The sequence below is a fragment of the Burkholderiaceae bacterium DAT-1 genome (genome assembly GCA_019084025.1).
In the GTDB taxonomy this organism is placed as follows: domain Bacteria; phylum Pseudomonadota; class Gammaproteobacteria; order Burkholderiales; family Chitinimonadaceae; genus DAT-1.
Window position 1 is genome coordinate 335,268 of record JAHRBI010000005.1, and the last position, 23,456, is coordinate 358,723.

19 protein-coding genes are annotated in these 23,456 nt (G+C 55.8%); 7 read left to right on the forward strand and 12 right to left on the reverse strand.

Annotated elements, in window-relative coordinates; translation table 11 throughout:
- Positions 1-6 precede the first annotated feature (6 nt).
- Complete coding sequence (locus KSF73_12465) at positions 7-1,833, forward strand: diguanylate cyclase (GenBank protein MBV1776522.1); 1,827 nt, start codon at positions 7-9, stop codon at positions 1,831-1,833.
- Between the two features lie 38 nt (positions 1,834-1,871).
- On the opposite strand, the gene ggt is transcribed toward KSF73_12465, so the two are convergent.
- Together ggt and KSF73_12475 are read right to left on the reverse strand one after the other, a co-directional pair.
- Complete coding sequence (gene ggt, locus KSF73_12470; protein MBV1776523.1) at positions 1,872-3,626, reverse strand: gamma-glutamyltransferase; 1,755 nt, start codon at positions 3,624-3,626, stop codon at positions 1,872-1,874.
- A 56-nt stretch (positions 3,627-3,682) separates the two neighbouring features.
- The gene (locus KSF73_12475; GenBank protein MBV1776524.1) at positions 3,683-3,901 is read right to left on the reverse strand and encodes a hypothetical protein; all 219 of its coding nucleotides are present in this window, start codon (positions 3,899-3,901) and stop codon (positions 3,683-3,685) included.
- A 128-nt stretch (positions 3,902-4,029) separates the two neighbouring features.
- Here KSF73_12475 and KSF73_12480 point away from each other — a divergent pair, with 128 nt between their 5' ends.
- Entirely contained in the window at positions 4,030-4,362 is a 333-nt protein-coding gene (locus KSF73_12480) for a hypothetical protein (protein ID MBV1776525.1), read from the forward strand.
- Positions 4,363-4,521: 159 nt separating this feature from the next.
- Positions 4,522-6,708, forward strand: a complete 2,187-nt coding sequence (locus KSF73_12485; GenBank protein ID MBV1776526.1) for a TonB-dependent receptor — start codon at positions 4,522-4,524, stop codon at positions 6,706-6,708.
- A 69-nt stretch (positions 6,709-6,777) separates the two neighbouring features.
- On the opposite strand, the gene KSF73_12490 is transcribed toward KSF73_12485, so the two are convergent.
- Both KSF73_12490 and KSF73_12495 read right to left on the reverse strand, forming a co-directional pair.
- Positions 6,778-8,994, reverse strand: a complete 2,217-nt coding sequence (locus tag KSF73_12490) for a hypothetical protein (GenBank protein ID MBV1776527.1) — start codon at positions 8,992-8,994, stop codon at positions 6,778-6,780.
- 29 nt (positions 8,995-9,023) lie between these two features.
- A complete protein-coding gene (locus tag KSF73_12495) occupies positions 9,024-9,794 on the reverse strand; it encodes a hypothetical protein (protein MBV1776528.1) in 771 nt (256 codons plus the stop codon).
- 65 nt (positions 9,795-9,859) lie between these two features.
- Here KSF73_12495 and KSF73_12500 point away from each other — a divergent pair, with 65 nt between their 5' ends.
- A complete protein-coding gene (locus KSF73_12500) occupies positions 9,860-10,018 on the forward strand; it encodes a hypothetical protein (GenBank protein ID MBV1776529.1) in 159 nt (52 codons plus the stop codon).
- A gap of 129 nt (positions 10,019-10,147) precedes the next feature.
- Complete coding sequence (locus tag KSF73_12505) at positions 10,148-12,325, forward strand: tetratricopeptide repeat protein (protein ID MBV1776530.1); 2,178 nt, start codon at positions 10,148-10,150, stop codon at positions 12,323-12,325.
- Here KSF73_12505 and KSF73_12510 read toward each other — a convergent pair.
- Genes KSF73_12510 through KSF73_12525 form a run of 4 tightly spaced genes read right to left on the reverse strand, consistent with a single transcriptional unit; the run spans position 12,289 to position 14,698 of the window.
- The gene (locus tag KSF73_12510; protein ID MBV1776531.1) at positions 12,289-12,789 is read right to left on the reverse strand and encodes an MSHA biogenesis protein MshP; all 501 of its coding nucleotides are present in this window, start codon (positions 12,787-12,789) and stop codon (positions 12,289-12,291) included. The genes KSF73_12505 and KSF73_12510 overlap by 37 nt on opposite strands.
- Positions 12,786-13,667 carry a type II secretion system GspH family protein gene (locus KSF73_12515; protein ID MBV1776532.1) on the reverse strand — a complete coding sequence of 294 codons (882 nt, stop codon included), beginning with the start codon at positions 13,665-13,667 and terminating at the stop codon, positions 12,786-12,788. Before KSF73_12515 ends, KSF73_12510 begins: the two co-directional genes overlap by 4 nt.
- On the reverse strand, positions 13,657-14,196 hold the full coding sequence (locus KSF73_12520; GenBank protein ID MBV1776533.1) for a type II secretion system GspH family protein: 540 nt from the start codon (positions 14,194-14,196) through the stop codon (positions 13,657-13,659). Before KSF73_12520 ends, KSF73_12515 begins: the two co-directional genes overlap by 11 nt.
- Positions 14,186-14,698 carry a type II secretion system GspH family protein gene (locus tag KSF73_12525; GenBank protein MBV1776534.1) on the reverse strand — a complete coding sequence of 171 codons (513 nt, stop codon included), beginning with the start codon at positions 14,696-14,698 and terminating at the stop codon, positions 14,186-14,188. Before KSF73_12525 ends, KSF73_12520 begins: the two co-directional genes overlap by 11 nt.
- 151 nt (positions 14,699-14,849) lie before the next feature.
- Between KSF73_12525 and KSF73_12530 the strand changes: the two genes are divergently transcribed.
- Positions 14,850-18,284 carry a LamG domain-containing protein gene (locus KSF73_12530; GenBank protein MBV1776535.1) on the forward strand — a complete coding sequence of 1,145 codons (3,435 nt, stop codon included), beginning with the start codon at positions 14,850-14,852 and terminating at the stop codon, positions 18,282-18,284.
- A 51-nt stretch (positions 18,285-18,335) separates the two neighbouring features.
- On the opposite strand, the gene KSF73_12535 is transcribed toward KSF73_12530, so the two are convergent.
- The 3 genes from KSF73_12535 to KSF73_12545 all read right to left on the reverse strand — a co-directional run bounded on the left by KSF73_12535 (position 18,336) and on the right by KSF73_12545 (position 21,145).
- Positions 18,336-19,763 (reverse strand): HAMP domain-containing protein, encoded by a 1,428-nt coding sequence (locus tag KSF73_12535; GenBank protein MBV1776536.1) that lies wholly within the window; start codon positions 19,761-19,763, stop codon positions 18,336-18,338.
- 2 nt (positions 19,764-19,765) lie between these two features.
- On the reverse strand, positions 19,766-20,458 hold the full coding sequence (locus KSF73_12540) for a response regulator transcription factor (protein MBV1776537.1): 693 nt from the start codon (positions 20,456-20,458) through the stop codon (positions 19,766-19,768).
- A gap of 135 nt (positions 20,459-20,593) precedes the next feature.
- Positions 20,594-21,145, reverse strand: coding sequence for a hypoxanthine-guanine phosphoribosyltransferase (locus KSF73_12545; GenBank protein MBV1776538.1), 552 nt, complete (start codon positions 21,143-21,145; stop codon positions 20,594-20,596).
- A 332-nt stretch (positions 21,146-21,477) separates the two neighbouring features.
- Between KSF73_12545 and KSF73_12550 the strand changes: the two genes are divergently transcribed.
- Positions 21,478-22,059 carry a TMEM165/GDT1 family protein gene (locus KSF73_12550; GenBank protein ID MBV1776539.1) on the forward strand — a complete coding sequence of 194 codons (582 nt, stop codon included), beginning with the start codon at positions 21,478-21,480 and terminating at the stop codon, positions 22,057-22,059.
- Between the two features lie 3 nt (positions 22,060-22,062).
- On the opposite strand, the gene cysM is transcribed toward KSF73_12550, so the two are convergent.
- On the reverse strand, positions 22,063-22,968 hold the full coding sequence (gene cysM, locus KSF73_12555; protein MBV1776540.1) for a cysteine synthase CysM: 906 nt from the start codon (positions 22,966-22,968) through the stop codon (positions 22,063-22,065).
- Between the last annotated feature and the right edge of the window lie 488 nt (positions 22,969-23,456).

The window sequence follows — 23,456 nt, forward strand, 5'->3', positions numbered from 1 at the left end:
GCCGCGATGGATAACCCTTCCCTGTTCAAGCAACTGGAAGATGGTCAAAATCAGGCCAACGTCCGTGACAAAGATCTGCTGGCAGAGCTATCCCGCCGCATCAAACCGAGCGATACCGCAAATCTGCGCCGGCTTTGGCGGGCATGGTGCTGGCGACACGATTTCAGCGTCGCACAAGAGGCGATTGATTACGCAACGACTCGCTTAAAAGACGTCCCGCCAGAAGATCTTCTGACACGATCGGATCTGATCTTATGCCGCGCATCCTATCTGGAGGCCAGGGGAGAACTTGAGAGTGCGCTCAAGGAAGATGAATTATCGGTCGAGCTCGCCAGGCGAGCAGGTGCAACCCGAATTCTGGGCGACGCACTGACCCAGCGCGGTCAATTACGATCCTATCTCGGGCAAACCGCAGGTGCGGTTGCCGACCTGATCGAGAGTCATCGCATCTACACCTCGCTGGGGCTCAACTACTGGGCGATGTCCAACCTCCTGCATATTGCCGACAGCTATCGGCGAACCGAAGACTATGAACGTGCGCTTGAGTACTATCAGCAGGTCATCAACAGCAGCAAGGATTTCGATGATATCGGCCTGAAATCGACGGCAATCGGCGGTATGGGGCGTGTGTACCTCTCGAACAACGAATTCAACAAAGCAGAAAAGATGTTCCTGCAGTCGATGGAAATTGACCGCACCAACCGTGAAGCCAGTGAAGCCATTCGCCAGGGTAACCTAAGTATTTTGCGATCAGGTTTGGCTACTGTGTATGTCGAGCGAGGCGAATATGATCGAGCACTCGATATGCTCAAGCTGGCCAAAACCGGTTTAAGTGAAGAGCAGGGACGAGGGTTGGTCTCCGAGATTTATTTGCAGGAAGGCCGAGCCTGGTTAGGCAAGCGTGAATTTGCCAAGAGTCTGCTTGCGCTGGATCAGGCTGAAAAACTACTCAAGGAAGAAAAAAATCCCAGACTCTACGCACGTTTCCTGAGAGTCAAGGCTGAAATTCTAGGCAAGAAAGGTGATTTCAATCATGCCTATCACACGCTGGAAGACTATTTCGAAGTCCGCCGGGTACTCGATCTGGAAGTCAGAGAAGAGGCAACCGCCCATCTAAAAATCGAATTTGAAACAGAACGGCGAGATGCGCAGAATCGACAGTTACTTGCTGAAAAAACCATGAAGGATCAGGAGCTGCAGACCCTCAATCAGGTGCAACTCTATCAGCGTTACATCATCATGCTGGGATCACTTTTGCTGGCAATTCTGGGTGGCATTGGCTGGCAATATCTCCGTGATGCCAGACGCATGCAGATTCTGGCTCATACCGATGAACTCACTGGCGTAGCAAACCGGCGTCAGATCATGGCGGGGGCAGAACAGCACTTCCGACGCGCGCGCGAACATCGCGAGCAGCTATCCCTGCTCATGCTGGATGTCGACTTCTTCAAGCAGATCAATGACCAGTTTGGCCATGAAAGTGGAGATCAGGCACTCATAAGTGTGGCACAAACAGCTCAAGCAGCGCTCAGACATGGTGATTTGCTCGGGCGCACGGGGGGCGAAGAATTTCTGGTCATCCTGCCGCTTGCAGATACCCGACAAGCCGCCAGCGTCGCAGAGCGCATTCGCAGCATCATCGCCCGCACACCACTCAAGATCGGCGAAGAAGCACATCAAGTGACGATCAGTATTGGCGTGGCTAGCCTCGAGATTGATGATCACTCGGTGACCGATATTGTCCGCCGCGCCGACCATGCCCTGTATCGTGCCAAAAACAGTGGCCGCAATCGCATCGAACTCGCCAGCGAAAATCCGGATATCGCACTTTGATACCCGGATTCCTCTTGCCGATCTATTCCTATTGCCGATCAGTACCCTGACACGCCACCATCACTACTGCGCGGATCCGCAAAGCCGCTAAAGCCATCCTTTTCGACGCGCAGTGTTTGTACCCTCGCCATGGCGGGACGTACCACGACAGTATGACCTTTGGCTTCCAGCATCTTGCGGGTATCCGGATTGATGCCTTTCTCGACACGCAGTTCATCTGGCAGCCATTGATGGTGTATGCGCGGTGCCACCGCAGCTTCGGCTACATTCATATCGAAATCGACCGCGTTGATAATGGTTTGCAGCGTAGAACTGATAATGCGGCTCCCCCCTGCTGCGCCGGTCACTAGCCAGGGTTTGCCATCTTTCAGGACAATCGTCGGCGACATGGACGACAATGGTCGCTTGCCGCCCTGAATCGCATTGGCATCCCCACCCACGAGTCCGAAGGCATTGGGCACGCCCGCCTTGGCCGAGAAATCATCCATCTGGTTGTTCAGCAGCATGCCAGTACCTGCGGCCACAATCCCGCTACCAAAATTCAGGTTCAGGGTATAAGTCAGGCTCACAACATTGCCTGACTTGTCGGCTACAGCGAAATGCGTCGTCTGATTGCTTTCGTAGGGCTCGGGCTTGCCTGCGCGAATACTGGATGATGGCGTTGCATGTGCGAGGACGATCTTTTTCGTGAGCTCATCCGCATAAGCGGGCGAACTGAGTCCTCTGACCGGCACTTTCACAAAGTCGCTGTCGCCCAGAAATTCGGCGCGATCCGCATAAGCGAGTTTCATGGCCTCTGCTTGTGCATGAATGGTCTGCGCACTGCCAAAACCCCATTCCTTCAGCGGATAGTGCGACAGCATGTTCAGGATTTGCACGATATGCACCCCGCCCGAGCTGGGTGGTGGCATGGAGATCACGTGATAGCCGTGGTAATCGCCTTCCACCGGTTTGCGCTCCACCACATGGTAGCGTTTCAGATCATCCAGCGAAATCAAACCATCATGTGCCTGCATTTCGGCAACCAGCTTTCTGGCAATCGCACCTTCGTAGAAGGCCTTGCTGCCTTGCTTGGCAATGAGCTCCAGCGTATTGGCGAGATCTTTCTGTACCAACCGGTCACCTGCTTTCAGGGGCATGTCGCCCTTGAAAAAGATGGCGCGCGTGGCAGGCCAGCGTGACAGCACATCCTTTTCCGTGGCCATGGTTTCGCCCAGCTCCGGCCCGATCATGAAGCCCTCGCGCGCCAGCTTGATAGCGGGTGCCAGCAACTTGGCAAAGGGCATCGTACCGTAACGCTTCCAGGCGGCTTCCAGCCCCATCACGGTGCCGGGTACACCCACTGCCTGATGGGTATAGGTGGACTTGCCCGCCACCACATTGCCTGCAGCGTCCAGATACATATCCCGGGTGGAACGGGATGGTGCCATTTCGCGGAAATCAATCGCGATCTGCTTACCAGTCTTGGCATCGTGGACCAGCATGAATCCGCCACCAGCAAGATTACCGGCGCTCGGTAACACCACCGCCAGCGCAAATCCCGTGGCCACCGCTGCGTCCACTGCATTACCGCCTTGCTTCAGGATGCTTGCGCCCACATCACTTGCCAGTTTCTGCGCACTGACCACCATGCCGTGACGGGTATGAACCGGGGAGATGATGTCGTAGCCATCAATATCGTAGTTAATGGCGGGCAGAGGATTTGCAGCGCCAGCCCACACTGCCGGCAATACACCGGCGGTCAGGCTAAGCGACAGCGTGATAGAAAGCGTCAGACGGCCAAGCGGAAACATGCACTCACCTCGTTCATTAGGAATGGTGGCGAGTGTACGTGAGTCAGACAGGGTTTTCACGCACCCGACGATCCATCACTTTGTAAAAACGACAGGTCTTTACGCGGATGGTACCAGGCAGCCTGAAACGCCGCCCAGGCAAGCTGGGTATCGGGATGACGATATGCTGTCTCCCTGCGCTCGAGTGGCAATCCGATGGGATAGCCATCACCGTCATATCCCCAGGTCAGTTGTCCGGCCCATTGCTCGAAAGCCTGCAGGCACCGCTCATCCATCACCCTCTCCTCATCCCTCTGCAACTGGAGGAATAGAACGAACTGTTCATTGCTTCATTCCTAAAAGTGCGATAGGCTCGCGTCCCTTGAATGTTATATTGTAACAATCCAGTCATAGACTAGTGACCATGTCGAACCAGCGTCTTCCTTACACTCTACCGACCGCAGGACGAGCTCGCCTCGCCATGTGGCGCTGGTGTATTACGCTGTTTGCAGCCCTGTCTCTGCTCAGTATCAGCTCGACTGTCCACGCTCACGGACACAAAGCGGCACTGGTCAAGGATAGCTGTGCGGTGTGTTCGCTGGTACAACTGCAAACGCCCACCCCCAAGGCCGATGCACGTGTCACCAGCGTTCAGCGCGTACTGCACTATCTTCCGAACACGATTGTGTGCTCGCAAGTCGTGCCGGTACAGCCGCTCTTCCTACCACCGAGCTGCGGCCCGCCTGTCCTTGCATGATCGTTCCCCTGTAGGGGGTCATTTTCAGCACCGTCCCGCAATCTAGACAAGACACCACATGAGGCAGAGTCCCTCATGGCTGTTGGATGCCTATTGCCGGACACATAAACGATCCGACGACTCGTGATTCGAGTCGCACCATGCACGTCAGGAATACCCATGTCCCGCACTTTTGTCATGCGGCAATTGCCCTTTGCCATCGCTACCCTGCTGGCAACTTCCACCTCTTTCGTCCATGCCGATGCTCAGGCAACCGCAGATACCGCATCTGACGCTCAATCTGAAGCACAAGCCAATGCGCATGCGGGCATCTCCCGCGTCGAAAAAATCGAGCTGGTGTCCAAACGGCTCAAATCTGCGCAGAACGATCTCTCCCCAAAGGTGGGTACAACCGTTTATACCGTCGACAAACACATGATCGAGCAAATGGGTCAGGGTGAATCGACACCATTTAATGAAGTACTGGCACGGTTACCCGGCATCGATCAGGACTCGAAAGCATCCGGCTCGGTGCATGTCCGCGATGATCACGGCAATGTTCAATATCGTCTGGATGGCATTTTGCTGCCGGAAAATATCAGCGGATTTGGCCAGGCAATTGATACCCGGCTGGTCGAACGCTTCGACTTCTTGACCGGTGCCCTACCCGCGCAATATGGGCTGCGTGCAGCGGGCGTAGTCGACATTCAGACCAAAGCCGGCAGTTTTGTCCCCGGTGGTCAGGTCGGCATGCAATTCGGCAGCCATGGTTACACTGAGCCTTCGGTTGAGATGTTCGGTGGCGGTGAGCAATATCGCTATTTCCTCTCCGCAAGTCGCATGCAAAGTGACCTCGGCATCGAAAATCCGCAGCCAACCCGCAGCGCACTCCACGATCGCACGGTACAGAACAAAGTATTCGGCAACGCATCCTGGTTTGTAGATGAATCCACCCGTGTCGGGCTGATGTTTGGTAGCTATAACGGTCGCTTCCAGATCCCTAACAATCCGGGTCAGGAGGCTGCATGGCAGGTCAGCGGCGCTGCCGTTCCCGCATCCTCGGCGCTGGATCAGAACCAGTTTGAGCGCAACCGCTATGTTCTGGCATCACTGCAACAACAGCTGAACGGCGTAGACTATCAACTGGCAGCCTTCTCGCAGTTTTCCGACTTGCATTATGTCCCGGATGCCGTGGGCGATCTGGCCTACACCGGCGTTGCCTCGGACTCAACGCGTTCAAACAGCGCCAGCGGCCTGCAATTCGACATGAGCACGCCACTCAATGAACAGCACACCTTGCGTGCTGGTTTGGTTTATACGCGCCAGTACACCAAAAGTGACAATACGGTACGCGTGTTCGCGGTCGACGAAAGTGGTGCGCAATCGTCATCTACTCCACTCACCATCATCGACAACACCAGTAAAACTGGCACGCTGGGCAGCCTTTACGTTCAAGATGAGTGGCATGTTCTGGAACCGCTGACGATTAACTACGGTCTGCGCTTCGATCGCGTATCGGCCTTTATTCAAGAACAGCAATTGAGCCCGCGTCTGAATGCAGCGTGGAAGTTTTCGGACAGCACCAGCATACACGCCGGCTATGCCCGCTACTTTACGCCACCCGCCCAACAACTGGCAGCGCAAAGCAGTATCGACAAATTTGTTGGAACCTCCAATGCACCTGAGGCGCCGCATTCAGATCAGGTCAAGGCAGAACGCACCCATTACTACGACATCGGGATCAGCCATCACTTCAATGATGCGTTCTCGGTCAGTGTGGATGGCTATTACAAGGACATACGCAATCTGCTAGATGAGGGGCAGTTTGGTCAGGCGCTGATTCTGTCGCCCTTCAACTTTGAAAAGGGTAGCGCCAAGGGGATTGAGACCGCCTTCCTGTACGAGCAAAAGAACTGGGGTGGCTACCTGAATCTATCGTGGCAGAAGGCCACCGCACGCAACATTATCTCGGGACAGGCGCTGATTGAAGCGGAGGAACTTGAGTATATTGCCCATCACGATGTCTTCCTCGATCACGATCAGACCTGGACGGTGTCGACCGGCGCACATTACCGCATGGGTGATGCACTGTTCAGTATGGATATACTGCATGGCAGTGGCCTGCGTCGCACACCAGAGGGCGGCACCCCGAATTCATCGACTCTTCCGGCCTACACTACAGCCAATTTTGCATCTGCATGGCATTGGCACAATGTATCCGGCATCAAGGAAATTGAAGCACGCGTCGCCCTGATCAATGCGTTCGACAAACGCTATTTGCTGCGTGACGGAACAGGCGTAGGCGTTGGAGCGCCACAGCATGGTACGCCGCGCACGGTGTTCGCAGGCATCAGCATGCGTTTCTGATCCGGGGATCAGTAACGCGATAGACAAAGGGAGGCATTTGGCCTCCCTTATTCATTGATACCACGAAACTCAGTAGTGATAAGGCGTCGCGCGCGCCCATTCACTCTTGGGCCATTTGCTGTGCAGCAATCTGAACGCTTTCTTTGATACTTCACCGCCATTCACACAGCTTGGCCGGGTCGCACCAACCAGCGCATGCAGCACGCGTGGCGCGTCAGGGTCATCCAGATGCGTTCCAGCCCAATTGATGACCGCGCCCCCCAGATGTACGGCACGCGCGGGAAGCGCACTCAGGAGATCCACTTCCTTGACCGCAGCCGTACGCTCATCAGCACTCAAAAACGCCGGTGCGAGCGCCTGCATCCCCGCTTCCGGATCCACTGGAACATCGTTACTGGCCCACTCTGCGGGATAGCATAGATAGCTGCCAAGTTGACCCGATGCTTTGTAGGGCGCAGGATCAAGGTCGCGGGTTTCCACCAGAATAAGCGTTGCCACCAGCTTTCGACCCGCATCGTCAGGCGCGGCCGCGTAGCGTTGCCACAGGGCTGGCCGCACCTTATTGTCCGGCTGCTGACTGACAATACCGGCAAAGCGTCGGGCAATGTCATGTGCATCCAGTAATACGGCGCGCACCCAGATTTTCTGAGCCAGATCCTGCTTCATCTGGGCGGGCAGAATCGCGGCATCATGAATAGCAACCAGACGACTGAGCGGCATGGTACGGTACAGCTGGAAACGCCCATCGATATCCATCACCAGATCGGGCTGCCCTTTTCCCTCATCCGGAATAGGTTCGGCCTCCGGGAGCTCGGCCACTTTCCGTTTCAGACTGCTCGCCCACGCTTCAACCGTCGCTGCACTCAGGGTTTTCAGATGTAACCAGCGATTCCGTGTGGAGGGACTCGTTGTCTGATCTGCAAGTGCTGCGTCAACAATCCTGTCGGCGCGCGCAGGATCTCCCTTCATCAGCTGAACACGCGCCCGGTGCCATGCGATTGAATGCCACAGTGGCGATGTCTGCGGGATCTGTTCGGCGGCTGCAAGCTCGTCGGCGCGGATCTCATCGGCGTGCGCACTACTCAACATCGCCAGCAACCATGCACCATCTCCTGTTCGCTTCCATTCGCTACGCGCTGTGGCCAGTGCCTGCTGCAAATCTGCCTTATCACTCTCCGGTACATCACCGTAATAACGCATCAAGGCAGGATTGAGCTTGGCAGACTGCGACATCACATTTATCCAGCGGGTCATTTCTCCTGCAGCGCCTGCCTCTGTCGGAATTGAATCCAGCAAGCTCAAATAATCGGCCAGATCCTGTGGGTTGATAGTGCGCTGTTTGGGATCGCTCAATACCTGATCAAGCTGGCGCAGACGTTTGGCCGGTTCCAGCCAGGTATCAACCAGATTCACCATCCTGGCGGCAGGTGAATACACTGCTGCGATTGCTGCAAACTCCTGACGCGCACGCTGTAACAGAGTGACACGCTGCTCCGACTTGGGATCAGTACCGAGACTTGCCTGCCTGAGGAGACTCCGCGCCGCCAGATACTTGCCCAGCGGCCGCCAGGGCGATGTCGCATCTGCCGCAATCGCCAGAAAGCGCTGACGCGCATCCGCAAAATTGCCTTCATAGAACAACGCAGCAGCCTGCTGATATTGATAATCAGCCTTCAGCCAAGCCGATGCAGTGGCAGGCAATACCGGAAGGGCGCGATTTTCAGGCGTATCCTGATTCCATGCCGATCCGCATCGACTGAACACGGCATCCTGCGCCTTTACCCAGAATGAAACTTCATCCGGACGCCCGGTTTTCAGGCGAGCCGCCAGCGTAGCCGATGCCGTTTTAAAGGTATCCCTGGGACAATTGCGGAAACTGTCGTAGTTCGGCAGGCGCTTGTCGATGAATAGCTTATCCAGTGCAGGCGCATCTTTTACCTGTGTGCGCTGTTTCAGCCATTCATCAACCGCAAGCTGGGTTTCATCGCTATTCCAAACGGTATCGTAGCCATTCATGAACCAGCTACGAATGCCCAGTGAGTGAAGTGTTTGCGCATCAATCGGCATACCGTGAGCATTGCGCCAGGCCAGATAGAGATACACGTGCCAGAAGCTACCGGGCACAATCCCTAACCTACCTGCTGCATAATCCTGCAGTTCATTCGCAGGCACATGGTTTTCCGGCATAAACCGGCTTTCCATGAAGCCGTCCCCCCCACTGGCGAGCGCACACATGCTCGACAGTGCGAGACTCACTGCCACCCAGACAGATCGACGTAAACGCATACCCTACTCCTGCCTTGAAATTAAACCTGTCAGCGTGCTTGGACAATTGCACGGTTGGGAACATTGCCCCGGTGCCAGCTGACAGGCGAAAAATAGTAAATTCGACCCGTTTGAAGTGGCACGGGTGGCTCGTCAGTGGCAATACCCATTGCCAGCCTGCAGCGCGGATCTGAAAATTGCCGGTTTTGCACCAGCCTCTGCCGGATCAAGCGATCATCACTCGCCATGCGAAACGCCATCGGGACAATTTCGTCCGCAGGCACATCACTCAGCCAGCGATCTCCCTCGCACCAGGATGCCAGCGCAGTCATCGATAGCGCGACTTGCTGAGGCAAGCTCGCACGAGCTGCCTGTACAACCGACTGCAGAAACGCCCGCTGCGATCGCCGCACCTCAAAATCCAGCTGGACGACAGGTACGCTGCTCACTGCAGCCGTTTGCACCAGGGCATCTACGATGGCTTGTTTCTGGACATCATTCAGGACAGGGGGACGACGTGTCGATGCATCCACATGCACCACCGCGATCCCGACCGTATGCGCGGACATCTGCAAAGGCTGACGGCGATAGACCATATTGACATGATCCCCCATCAGCAAAATACGCATCGCAACCCAGGCGACGCCGATATCCGGTGGCACGTCGCGCAGATCTTCAGGACGCTCCCACGCCCACAGCATCTTTCCTGGCAAGGCCGACAAAGCCGGATGAGGTAAGGCCTGATCATCCAGGCACACTCCAACGACCGGCAAGCACGCACACAGGCAGATCAACAGCCACTTTCCCGCAATCAGCCTCATGGTTTCCGCATCATTGTCCAATCGGCCTCATCTTGATGCAAGGGCAGCAGGCATGCAAGCTGGCAATGCTTGCCGCTCTGCCAGCACCCTTGGCACGGATTGCCGCCGGTATCACTTGCCATGTTGGGAAACACGGCCGTATCGCCGCCTTTGCCGTATCGCTCGGCCTCCTGTCGTGGTCGTCGCTGGAGAACAATATCGCCGCAAATCCGCTTGCGCCCTAGCTGACACAGAATGCCGCCCGGTACATTCGCCGTCTGTCATCAGATATGCCGGACAGATCCGATTTCTGGCACAGCGTGCACGGTTCTTGCTCCCTATCCGGCATCGCTCAACCTGCTAACGGAGTTGATATGGCAGCCGCTCAATCGGTCGCAGCCCTGCTGCGCGAACATCTTTACCGCTCATCAATCGATCTGGGCGCCCCGCTGCTGGATTCAGCACGGTACGATGCAGACGATGCAAACACAGGACAGGACCGTGCCGATCTGCACGTGCAACTGATCAATATCATTGATCAACTGCAAGCCGGCCGCCCGCAGGAGGCCTGCAGACAGCTGGCTATCCTGTTCGAGCTTCACCCCAATCATGTCGATGTACAGCAGGTGTACGCTATTGCGCTGGCACGCATCGGCGAATCAGAGCGCGCATTCGAGCTCTTCGAGGATTTGCTCAGCCGCTATGATCGTCATATGTATGCACCGCGCATCCGCAGCCATTATGCAGCTGCGCTCCGCGATGCGGGACACTGGCAGGAAGCGCTGCTCCACTATCAACGCGCGCTTGAAGTGTGCCCGGGTGACGTTCCGATCCTGAATGGCTTGGGCAATACACTGCGCGATCTAGGACGCTGGAAAGAGGCGGAGGAAGCCTTTAGTGCAGCACTGAAAAGCCAACCGAATAGCAGTGTGCTGCTTAACAACCTCGGCACCTGCCTGCAGCATGCAGGCAAAGCGCGACGCGCACGTACCTGCTTTGAGAAGGCACTCGAGCACGAACCGTCACTGGCTGATGCCTGGTACAACCTCGGCAATCTGAACCAGGAAGAAGGCCATATTGCCGATGCCCTGCGTGATTACGCAGAAGCATTGGCCATCCAGCCACGCCTGCTGCCCGCCTTATCCGCCCTCACCCGACTGATGCAGCAAACCTGCGAATGGGATGGACTGGATTGGCTGGAAGGACAAGTGCTGAATCATGTGCGGGACGGTCGCCCCGGTGCTGTCTTCCCCTTTGGCTTTCTGGCACTGGATGGCAGCACCAGCGCGGATCAGCTGCAGTGCGCCGAACGCTGGCGTATCCAGCAATATCTGCCGCTGCTGCAATCTACTGCGCCGGTGCGCCGCAGTTCGGTCACGCACGAGGGCAAGATTCGCATTGGCTACCTGTCGTCCGACTTCCACGAGCACGCCACGATGCATCTGGGCTGCGAAGTGTTCGAGCTGCATGATCGTGATCGCTTTGAAATCATCGCCTATTCGGCAGGCCCCAATCTGCATTCGGCCACCCGCAAGCGCGTGAAACAGGCGTTCGATCAGTTTATCGATGTCCGCGATCTGTCGCTGCCCGCACTGGCACAGCGCATTTCATCTGACCGAATCGACATTCTGGTCGATATGAACGGCTATACCCGCAACAGCCGCTCCGGCGTGCTAGCCCTGCATCCGGCACCCGTTCAGGTCTCCTGGCTGGGCTACCCCGGCACACTGGGGCATGAACTAGCCGATTACATCATTGCCGATCAGATCGTGGCACCGATGAGTGAAGCACGCCATTTCGGCGAGAAATTTGCCTGGATGCCTTTCAGCTACCAAAGCAATGATCGCCAGCGTGCCGTGGCCGAGATGCCTACTCGTGAATCATGCGGATTGCCAGAGGACAAAACCGTCTTCTGCTGCTTCAACCATGCGTACAAAATTACGCCGACGGTCTTCCAGCTGTGGTGCGACATTCTGACCGAGGTACCTGACAGCGTGCTGTGGCTACTCAGCAGCACCCAGCTGACTCAGGACAATTTGCGCATGCGCGCCGAACAGGCAGGCATCGACCCCTCGCGTCTGATTTTTGCCAAGGTGGTAAAGCCGGATCAGCATCGTGCGCGTCTGGCATTGGCAGATATCTTCCTGGACACCCTGCCCTACAACGCCCATACCACCTGCAGCGATGCATTGTGGGCGGGCGTGCCGGTCATCGCCATGAGTGGCAAGACATTTGCGGGACGCGTATCGCACAGCCTGCTGGCCGCCACTGGCCTGGAGGCGTTAGTGGCTGACTCACCGGAAGCGTACAAGGTGAAGGCGGTGCTGCTCGCTCAGGATCCATCCCTGCGCGCCGAAGTGAAGAAAGTGCTGTCATTGAAAGATGCGCTTCCACTGTTCGACACTCCGCGCTTTGTCGAATCCATGGAGAAGCTCTATCTGCAAATGTGGCAACGTGCAGCCAAAGGCATGGCACCTGCACACATCTGCCCCGATGGGGCGGTAGGTCAAACACATCAAGAGGGAGGCAGTGACGACGTCACTACTGCCTGACGCCGTCGCTCCACATAGTCTGTCCTGCCAGCCGCTGTGTTGTCAGGACAGACTGCCGTTCCATTACATGCCACCGCATCAATGACATAAAGCCGCACGACACTCACCGCACCGCTACTCGTTTGCCCCTCGTTATAACGGTAAGACGTACAACTCACGGTCACGCTGAACCCGGTTTGCGCGACCAGATCAAGTGTCCGTCGCTGTGTGGTATCACATGGCCCCGGATTGGGTAGGCCAGTGGCCGGATCCCAGAACCACATGCCTCCTGCTTGCAAAGACTGATACAAGCCCCATTCAATGCCTGCCTTGGCAGCAGATTGCGCGCGAACACTCAGCATCGCCTGAATGGACGCCTGCAGCTGCGCAGCTGCCAGCATCTGTATGGCAGCGGCCAGGACAGACAATACCACCAGAATAAGGATCGCCGTGAGAATAGCGAAGCCACTGTGTCCTCGACTCATGGCACATTATCCACATGCACACCGGAGGCAAGCGTGACCGTTTCACCCCGCTCCTGCAGCGCCAGCCTGATCCACAAAAAACCATTCTGCTGCGTTGCGCCCTGATTTGGGCTGTAGACAAACTCGCATGCCGAGACCCGGCTTGCCAGAATCGCGCCGCCCCCGGGATTCGGACAGCCGCTCGCCGCTGCTGAAAATGGCGCAATCTGGCGATATAACGTACCCGTTCCATTCCCCTGCATATCCGTGCCCGGCGCAACACACTGAAACACCACTGACTGTTCGGCATCCGCCACAATCGAAAACCGACCACTGATATCGCTAGCGGGAAACTGAGTGGCGCTCGCGAACGTCAGGCGGACAACCCCCAGGCTAGTGGACGGTGCCGCGCCCACAGAAGCAATGGCGACCCGATTCGTCCCGGCATAGACATCGTCACCATTCTGATTATTGATCACCAGCCAATCGCCTGATTTGGGCTGCATGCTAAGCGGCGATAACACATCTATCGCACTGATGGGCTGACTACCCTCCAGCGGTGCACTGGCTTGCGTCGCATGCAGTGCATCCCACAGTGTATCCGGCGCCACTCGATAGCGGCCACCAGCAATGGTTGGCACCATTTGAACACAATTGCTGCCGGAGATACGGATCGAATTGGGCACCGCCACTCGTACATCCCGACTCACACGCCCAATGGCCACCGAGGCAAGATCGGTTAATTGACTGCGCCGCCGTGCATCGACATACGATTCGATCGCGGGCACCAGAAACATCACCACTGCCGAAGCCATAATGCCGGTCACGACAATGACCGCGATCAGCTCTACCAGCGTAAACCCGCCATGCTGCAGCATTGAAGGGAGTTCACGCCGCATAGTTCGTTCGCCAGCCATTCAGAATCAGCACATCCTTGCCATGCGTCACTTGAACAGTGATGCGCTTACAGTTCGGAGGAGCGATGCCGGGAGCAGTTAATGGCAAGGCATCGTCACTAATGGTGACGCGTACGGCATAACCATCCAATCCCGGTACCGCTGCACCGCCCACATCGTATATACGAGGTGTGACGGCAGGATTGGCCGGTGTGATGCAATCAGCCAGCGAAGTATCATAACCATGATAATCGCCAATGCTGGTCCACGTATCGCGAGCACAGCTTGCGGCCACCGCGTGTGCAGAGGATGCAAATGGCTTGAGCGACACCTCTTCCAGCATCTCCTCGGCAATCGCCAGCATTTGCGCACGCAGCATGGGATCGGTACTGGTGATTGCGGACTGACTGAATGCTCGCAATACAGCAACCAGCGCAATACTGATCACCACCATGGATACAATCAGTTCGATCAGCGTGACCCCTGATTGCTGCCGACTTAACCGAATCAAAGCCAATGCGTCAGATGACATAGGCGGTCATACCGATGACCGAAATGGCATTCTGGTTGGTCACCATAATGGTGTAGTTGCCATATGTAGCACCCGCCGCGTCGAGCGTCACGGTGCCATTCGGCTGGAAGTACAAGGTCTGGATCGGGGTGATGACCATCCCCGCGTTGTCCGCATCAGGACTTTGTACATAGGGCGAACGCCCTGCGGCATTGGTCAGTGGTGTGGTACCACATTCGCTCGCAGGATTGGCCTCTGCAATTGTCATTGCAACGGTAGTACTGGTAAAGGTAACACAGACCAAACGGCGATGGCTGACGGCGGTTTGTCCTGCATAACGCAGCGCGGACACCACCTGATCATGCACAGCCACTCCAGCCATGCTGGTGGCGGTTTCGTTCACCCGCGGCATCGCCATGGCGCCCAGTACCCCCGCCATCACCAGCACACCCACCAGTTCGGTCATCGTAAAGCCACGCTGGGCGCGGTCTCGCACTCGAGTCATCCAACTGACTGCTTTCATGATCCTTGCCCTCCGATTCATCAAAGTCAGCGAGTATTTAGGTCAATATAGTCAGAATCGACGAACGCGCCAGTATTGATACAGGGATCCATCAGTCGTCCTGCGCGTCAACTATGCTGAAAGTCCTTGCCTATAGATCTACGCCGCATCAATGAAGCAATTGATTCACCAACTCTTTTTGCTGCTCGCACTCCTTTTTATTCATCATGTGCAAGGCGCAGTTCCCTCATGCGGAACCGTTCCCACGTCGACGGCCGCAGGCGCAACTGCCATTGTGTCCACCAGTGGCAATTTGTCGATTGCTGGCGGCACAATCAACGCTATTCCCATCAGTGGTACGGGTACCTATTCATTACCGCTATCAGGCAGACTCAATAACCGGAATGTTGCCCTGCCCTCCATTAACCCTGCCGTCTTCAATCCATCGTGGGGCACGGCGTCTGCCAGTGGTGGCACACTGCAACCCGGTGCCTACGATAATGTGACGTTGTCGGGCATTGCCTCGTTGATGGGTGGCACGTTCTATATCAACACCTTATCGATGACCCCTAGCGCAACGGTGCGCCTCTATGCGGGCGATTACCACATCCACTATCTAAGCGCTTCGTCCAACGTCACCATTCAGGTTGTCAGTGGCCCGGTTCATATTTACACCGACTACTATTTCAGCGCGGGTAATGGATTCAAAGTCAATCGAGGTGGGGCAACCCAGAATTTTCAGTTAATGCTGTATCCGGGTGCAGCAGTCAATCTCGGCGCCTATCTGGATTTTACGGGCTTGATTCTGGGGCCAGATGCCAGCACCAGCGTCAATATCGCCGATCATGCCACTTACTTCGGCGCCATCCTTACCGGTGGCACCATCAATATTTCGACAAATCTGGATCTACAGTTTTCGGCCACCATCCGCTCGCAAATTGCCAGTATCGATACGTGCGGGCTGGCACTGGATTACACGTTTGATGATTGCAGTTACAACGGCACACCCGGCGAGGTATCGGATGATGCCGGCCTGGTCAATGGCACCGCTGCAGGGAGCATTCCGACTACGGCTGCAGGCGGGAAAGTCAATCGGGCACTCAATACGCAGGCAGACAATCAATATGTTGTCCCCGGCAGTACAGTCAACATACCCGGCGATTATACCTTTGCGTTCTGGCTCAAATATCCGCTACCCAATACAGTCAGTACGCCCTATTTTACGGCGGCATCACTGAGTGGCAGCGGAGGAACATGCCAAGGAGACGTCTTTTACATAGACGGCAGCAATGGGTTCAAATGGGGTGTCAGTGGCGACCTGACTGCGCTGGGCGCAATTTCAGTGGGGAATGCACAGCTGGGCGCGGGCTGGCATCATTTTGCAGTCAGTGCCACAGGGGATACCACCACACTGTATATCGACGGCGATAAACGGGACACGCTGCCCATCACCGCGAACTCGGGTAGCCGAACCTACAACCTGAACGTCATTGGCAGCGCGTGCAGTGATCGCTCCAGAGGCGCCATCAGGGTTCCGATGGATGAGTTCATGCTGTTTAAATCAGCCCTGTCTCCAGCGGATATCCAAGTCATCTATAGCAATCAGTCCGCCGGCAAAAGCTATTATGGTAGTCCTCGCACAGCAGCCAGCTGCTCCGTTCCACTTGATCATCTTGTCTTGCAGCATGCCAGTGGCGAAAGCATTACTTGCCTGCCGGCCTCCATCAATGTGTCAGCCTGTAGTGATCCGGCCTGCGCGACGCCCTACACAGGGGGCGTCACTGGTACGTTGACCGCGACTGCGCAAAGCGGAAGCCCCTTATTCAACTGGAGCAGTGGCCCCGCATTCTCCATCTTGCCCGGGCAAAGCAGCACCACCGTATCATTTCAAAATACACAAGTCAGCACCGTGAAGTTCGCCGCGGGTAGCGTTAATCCCGCCCCAAGCAATGCAACGACCTGTACCTTCGGCAATCCCGCCTGTACCTTCCAGACAACTCAATCTGGTCTGATTATCTCCAACGTCCCCAACCACATCGCCTGTACGGAGCAGAATATTCAGATTCAAGCACTCAAACAGAGTGACTACTCCACCTCCTGCGTGCCTGCATTCCGTTTTGTCAATCGTACCGTTTCCTTTAACACCCAGTACCTCAACCCTGCCAGCGGAACACGTTCGATACTGGTCAATGGCAGCACCACGCCCTCTCTACGATTTAACGCCACAGGCACTGCATTTGCAGCCGTGACCTATAGCGATGCCGGCAATGTTTCGCTGACAGGTCGCTACACAGGCAGCGCAGCCACAGGCGATGCCGGTCTGGTCATGGATACGCTCACAAACACCACCTTTTCCGCAGTGCCTGCACGCTTTGTCTTTGATGCCCTCCCTACGCCGCCACTTACTGCAGGCGTAGGTCAGACGGCTACCCTTTCTGCGCTGAATGCCTGCAGTCCCGCCAGTGTCACACCGAATTTCGGACGCGAAGCGACACCGGCCATACCCGCCATCAGCTTGAGTCGAACCCAGCCAACCGGCAGCGGGGCACGCAATGGCGCCCCAAGCGCTTCGGTCAATACGTTCAGCAATGGCAGTGCATCCGTTCAGTTCAACTGGGATGAAGTAGGTCAGGCGACACTGTCTGCACAGCTGAACCGCTACCTGGGCAGCAGCCTATCGGTTTCAGGCAGTAGCGCTGCCATCGGTCCGTTTGTCCCCGCATTCTTCGAAGTACAAACCCTGCCCGGATGCACAAGCTTCTCCTATTCCGGCCAGCCATTTGGCGTCACCATCAAGGCCTATCGCGCAGGTGGTGGGAACAATATCGGACTCACCCGCAATTTCGATGGTAGCACTGCAACCGCCCCTCATTTTGCAGATTCGATCAACCTCAGCGACGCCACGGCCAACACACAAGGCTCGCTCACCAACACCGCCATCGCGCCGGAACAATTTACAGGCGGAATCGCAACATGGGCAGCCAGTACAAGCAGCCCAGTGTGGACATTTGCAACCCACAACAACTCGCCTAGCAGCACGACGCAAACACCGCAGACATTGCGTATACGAGCGACAGATGCAGCCTATCCCGGCATCAGCTCTGTGGGTCACGAATCGTTGGCATCGCTAGATATCCGCCGTGGACGACTGGCACTTTTTAGCGCCTACGGCCAAGGCCGGAGCGCACTCGCGCTTCCGGTACAGACTCAATACTGGACAGGACAGAGTTGGGCATTGAACGCGCTCGATCAATGCACGGTGATTCCAGCCAGCGCGGTGTTTCTTGCAGGCTACAGCACGACTGGCTGGACAAGTTCAGCCACAGGGAATACGGCCATTCAGTCCGGGTCAGGAAAAATCATGCTAACGCCCCCCTCTGCACCGGGGAAAACAGGAACAGCCAGAATCAGTATTCATTTAGGAAGTACGGGGGCAGATCAATCCTGCCTGACTGTACATGGCGGCACCGCAGCGAATCTTGCTTGGCTACGTGCATATGGCAGCTGCACAGGCAGCTGGGATCGCGATCCCAGTGCCGCAGCCAGTTTTGGTATTTTTGCACCGGAAACACGAAAACTGGTGCATGTGCGTGACCTGTTTAACTAATGATCTGTTTAACGAGGGATCAACCCGGTTTCGGCAACCTATCCTGCATCATCACGCGAAATCTCTAGAGCCATCACCTTCCGATGGCTCTGTCAGTTTACGTTCCAATGGCCAACCCAGCGTCACTTCCAGCCCACCTTCAGCCAGATTGCGCGCAATACATCGCCCATGATCCAGCCGCATCGCTCTCGCCACAATCGCCAGTCCCAGTCCCGTCCCCTCCAACTCTGGCTGACGGCCTGTACAGGCAAACGGCTCGAAAATGCGCTCAAGCATATCCTCAGGTACACCCGGCCCCTGATCGCGCACAGTTAAAATCGCATGGTCGCCGTGAATACCCAGTGAAACACGGATCAGGCCACCCGGCACCGTAAACTTCACAGCATTTCGCAGCACATTCTCAACAGCGCGTTCAAGCATCTCGGGATGCGCGAATAAAACCAGTGCGTCCATCGACCGCAGCTCAACGCGCTTATCCATGGACTGCGCTTCAAAGCGGGCATCTGCCACGATATCCGATACCATGGCGGCAACATCCACCATTTCAACCGGCCGAACTTCTCCTGCAGCTTCAAGTCGGGCAAAGACCAGAATTTCGCCAACCAACTGGTCAAGTCGCGCCACTTCGCGTTCGATGCGTACCATTGATGCTTCAGCGCGGGAGGGATTCTGTGCTGCCAGATCCACCGCAATCTGCAAGCGCGCCAGTGGCGATCTCAATTCATGAGAAACATCATGCAATAAGCGTGTTTGCGATTGAATCAGGCGATCCAGTCGTTCCGCCATTTTGTCGAAGTCGCGCACCAGATCCGCCACTTCGTCACGCCGTCGCCCCACGGCGCCTGCAATCCGCACATCCAGGCGCCCGCGCGACAAGGCAGCAAAGCCACGGCGAATCTCGCGCAATGGCCGGGTGAGATAAGCAGCCAAGCCTGCACTACACAGCAAGCTGACAATCAAACCTGTCAGCAAAAGCGTCCAGGGATGATTCAATGGCCCTGAGGCATGACCATGTGGCCCATCACCCGATCCTTGCAGCAAACGGGCGGGCAACCCCTGGGGCTCGGTCACAAACATCAGCCATCGCCCACCGGTATGGTCGGAAATCAAACGAACACGCTGATTGTCCATATCGGCGCTGCGCGATTGAGCCAGAAATTGCTGTGCCTGTGCCAATGCGCCTGCCGGAACAACTTGTGTATTCAGGTCTTGCCCGGCCTCATTCATGATATGCAATCGGGCAAATTCAGGTTGCTGCGCGCGAAGCTGGGCAAGCCAGACGTGCGTCCCCGCCGCGCCTGTCGACCGCAAGACCGCACTTGCCGAATCCATCATCAGATCGGCACGAGGGCCATCATCCAGTAAACCATGGCTGTTTTGCGCCGCAAACTTCAGCCAGACCACCCAGCCCGCCAGCCATGCAGCGCTGACGAGGGCAATCCAGATCACAACCAGAATTTTCCAGAACAAACGTCCCATATTTACGCCTTGAGGAACTGGTAACCCATTCCGCGAACGGTTTGAATCCAGGATCGTCCGTCTGGTTGTACCCCGAGCTTCTGGCGAATATTACTGACATGCACATCCACGCTACGATCAAAACGCTCCAAAGGGCGTCCTAGCGCGTGTTGCGACAAGGTCTGTTTGCTGACTACCTGCCCGGCCTTTTTCGCCAGCGCATCCAGCAAATTGAATTCCGCACTGGTTAAATCCAGCGGCACACCATGCCACTCTGCGCGGCGAAGCTCGCTGGAAATACGCAAGGGCCCTACTACAGTCCCCGTGACCGATTTCTCGACACTCTCTTGCTGACCGCTCACTCGTCGCAGAATGGCACGCAGCCGTGCCGCGATTTCTCGGGCGGTACATGGCTTGGGCACATAATCGTCCGCGCCCAGCTCCAATCCCACGATTCGATCCATACCATCGCCGCGCGCAGACAGCATCACCACGGGCACACGGGACATTTCGCGAATCTTTCGCAAGGTTTCGATGCCCCCCATTCCCGGCATCATGACATCCAAAACAGTGATATCCGCCCCAGACGCTTTCAACGCCGCAATGCCACTGGCGCCATCGTGAACGGCAGTGACGTCAAAGCCATCATTCTGCAAATAATCTGCCAGTAATGCACACAGATCCACATCATCATCAATCAACAAAACTTTTGGCACAGGCCCGCTCCCTGACAACATCAATCCGGATGTTAGCGCCATGACAGAATTTCAAACTTGCAGAATGCGACATTTACCATTCTTTACTGCAATGCCGGCAACCTTGTTTGGCACACTGATTACGCTGGCACTAGATCACAAGCCCTTTACTGCATAGATTCCCAGCGTATTGCGCCAGTAACCCTTGTAATCCATCCCGCAGCCAAACAGAAAGCGATCTTCCACATCCACCCCCACAAAGTCACCTTTGAAGCCGGATCTAGCCTTGCGGTCGTGCAGCTTATTGACCACCACGGCCGTCATCACGGCTTCTGCCCCTTCCGACTTGCAGTAATCCACAATGGAGGCCAGCGTTTTACCTTCATCGAGAATATCATCAATGATCAAAACCACCCGGCCTTGAATCGGCTGACTCGGTCGCACCTTCCACGCCAGTTCGCCTCCCTGCGTTGCATCGCCATAGCGGGTTGCATGCAGATAGGATACTTCCAGCGGAAAGCGCAGGCGCGGCAGCAGCTGACCCGCCGCAACAATGCCGCCATTCAGTACCACGAACACCAGCGGATTCGCCTTTGCCAGTACTTCCGTCATGTCACGTGCCATGCGGTCGAGCGCAGCACTGATCTGCGTTTCATCAAATAGGCAATCTGCCTCATCCATGACTCGCTGGATCTCGTTGAGGTTCATACACTCACCATTCATCCATATTAAACAGGCCGGGAGCATCGTTGCCACGGCATTTCATGTCAAGCATAGCGCGGCTAAAAGCCCCGATTACATGATTCTCATCATCTCAAGCCAATCGCTGACACATTGCCGACAAACGTGTATAGTTTCCATCCATCGAAGGGGAGTAGCCTGCCCGGATAACGGGCGTATACGTCAACATACTTGTCATCACGACATGGCGTATACCACTCGCTTAACAAGCGCTGAGTGTGGCAAGACCGGAGACGCGCGTAGCGCCGGAGCCGGGTTACGTACGTCTTTGGCTCGTCCGGCTCCCGAAAGTATTTCACATGGAAGCATTCCTCACCTCCACAGGCCTTGTCGCCTTTGCCGAAATCGGCGATAAAACCCAACTGCTCGCTTTTTTGCTGGCTGCACGTTTCAAACGTCCCATTCCTGTTCTGCTGGGCATTCTGGCTGCCACCTTGCTCAATCATCTTGCTGCTGGTGCAATCGGTACGTGGTTACTGCCCCTGATGGGTGCCCATGTACTGAGATGGATATTGGCAGCCTCTTTCATCGGCATGGCCATCTGGATGCTGATTCCCGATTCGCTTGACGAAGATGAAGTGAAGTTACCGGCAGGCTACGGCGTATTCACAGCAACCGTGATTGCCTTTTTCCTTGCTGAAATGGGCGATAAAACCCAGATTGCCACCATCGCACTCGCCGCGAAATATCAATCGCTTGGCTGGGTAGTCGCGGGCACCACACTTGGCATGATGCTGGCCGATGGACCCGCAGTCTATATCGGCGAAAAGGCGGCGCGTTTAGTCCCCGTCAAACTGGTACACACACTTGCCGCCATTCTCTTTGCCATTCTCGGCTTGCTTGCAGCTTTTGGCGTGGGCAGCGATGCCTTTGGATTCTGAGACTCAGGCCGGATAGACGCCAGTCGAGAGGTAGCGGTCGCCACGGTCGCATACAATGCTGACAATGACCGCATTCTCGACTGTTTGACTCAGGCGCAGTGCCGCGGCCATCGCTCCGCCGGAACTGACGCCAGCGAAAATACCTTCTTCACTAGCCATCCGGCGCATGGTGTCTTCCGCCTCTTCCTGCGTCACGTCCAGCATCTGATCGATCTGTTTGAAGTCACAGATCGATGGCACATATTCCACCGGCCACTTGCGGATACCGGGAATCTGCGCACCATCGCACGGCTGAACCCCTACAATCTGGATCGCCGGATTTTGCTCCTTCAGAAAACGCCCGGTGCCCATAATGGTACCGGTCGTCCCCATACTGGATACAAAATGGGTGATCAGGCCATGCGTATCACGCCAGATTTCCGGCCCCGTACCTTCATAATGCGCCAGCGGATTGTCCGGATTGGCAAACTGATCAAGGATCACGCCTTCACCGCGCGAAGCCATAGCTTCAGCCAAGTCGCGGGCGCCCTCCATTCCCTCTTGCTGTGACACCAGCACAATCTCCGCACCAAAGGCCTTCATGGTCTGGCGACGTTCAATACTCAGGTGCTCCGGCATAATCAGCACCATGCGGTAACCCATCATGGCCGCCGCCATTGCCAGAGCGATCCCCGTATTTCCACTGGTTGCCTCGATCAGTGTATCCCCCGGCTTGATTGTGCCACGCGCCTGTGCACGCCGAATCATGCTCAGTGCGGGGCGATCTTTCACCGATCCTGCGGGATTATTTCCCTCAAGCTTGGCCAGGATGATATTGCTGGTCTGTCCAGGCAGTCGCTTTAAGCGAACCAGCGGGGTATTGCCTACAAACTGCTCAATGCTTGGAAATTGCTCAATAGTGCGGGACATTTACGAGGTCACTCCATGTACGTGGCCGGATTATACATTGCGCACAATCGGACTCCGGAAAAAATAGACCCCGCGACATTGGCGGGGTCAGGGCGAGCCGAGGAGAAGGCTGCGCCGTTTCTCAGGGGAGAGAGAAATCGGGGTGCATCGCAAATTCACTTATTCCTGATTTTGCGCCGCACAAAATTCAGTATCACACATTCGAAAATCGAGCAATCGTTATGAAGTTATAAGACACTTACCCAATCAGTTACAAGCATTTTTTTAAAACCTATTGAATGACAAGCCATTTTTCCAAAATTCAGCGCACATTCTGACCGTCAGTCAGGTGAAATCCTGCGACACATGCAATTCGCATTTCTATTCGCCTTACAGCGTGAAGTAGATATATGACATACCGCTAAATCGTTATTTCACGCGGGTTTAGGACGAATTTATCAGACACATTTCTCGTTTTCATTTTGACGATTTATTCGGAAAAACACCCC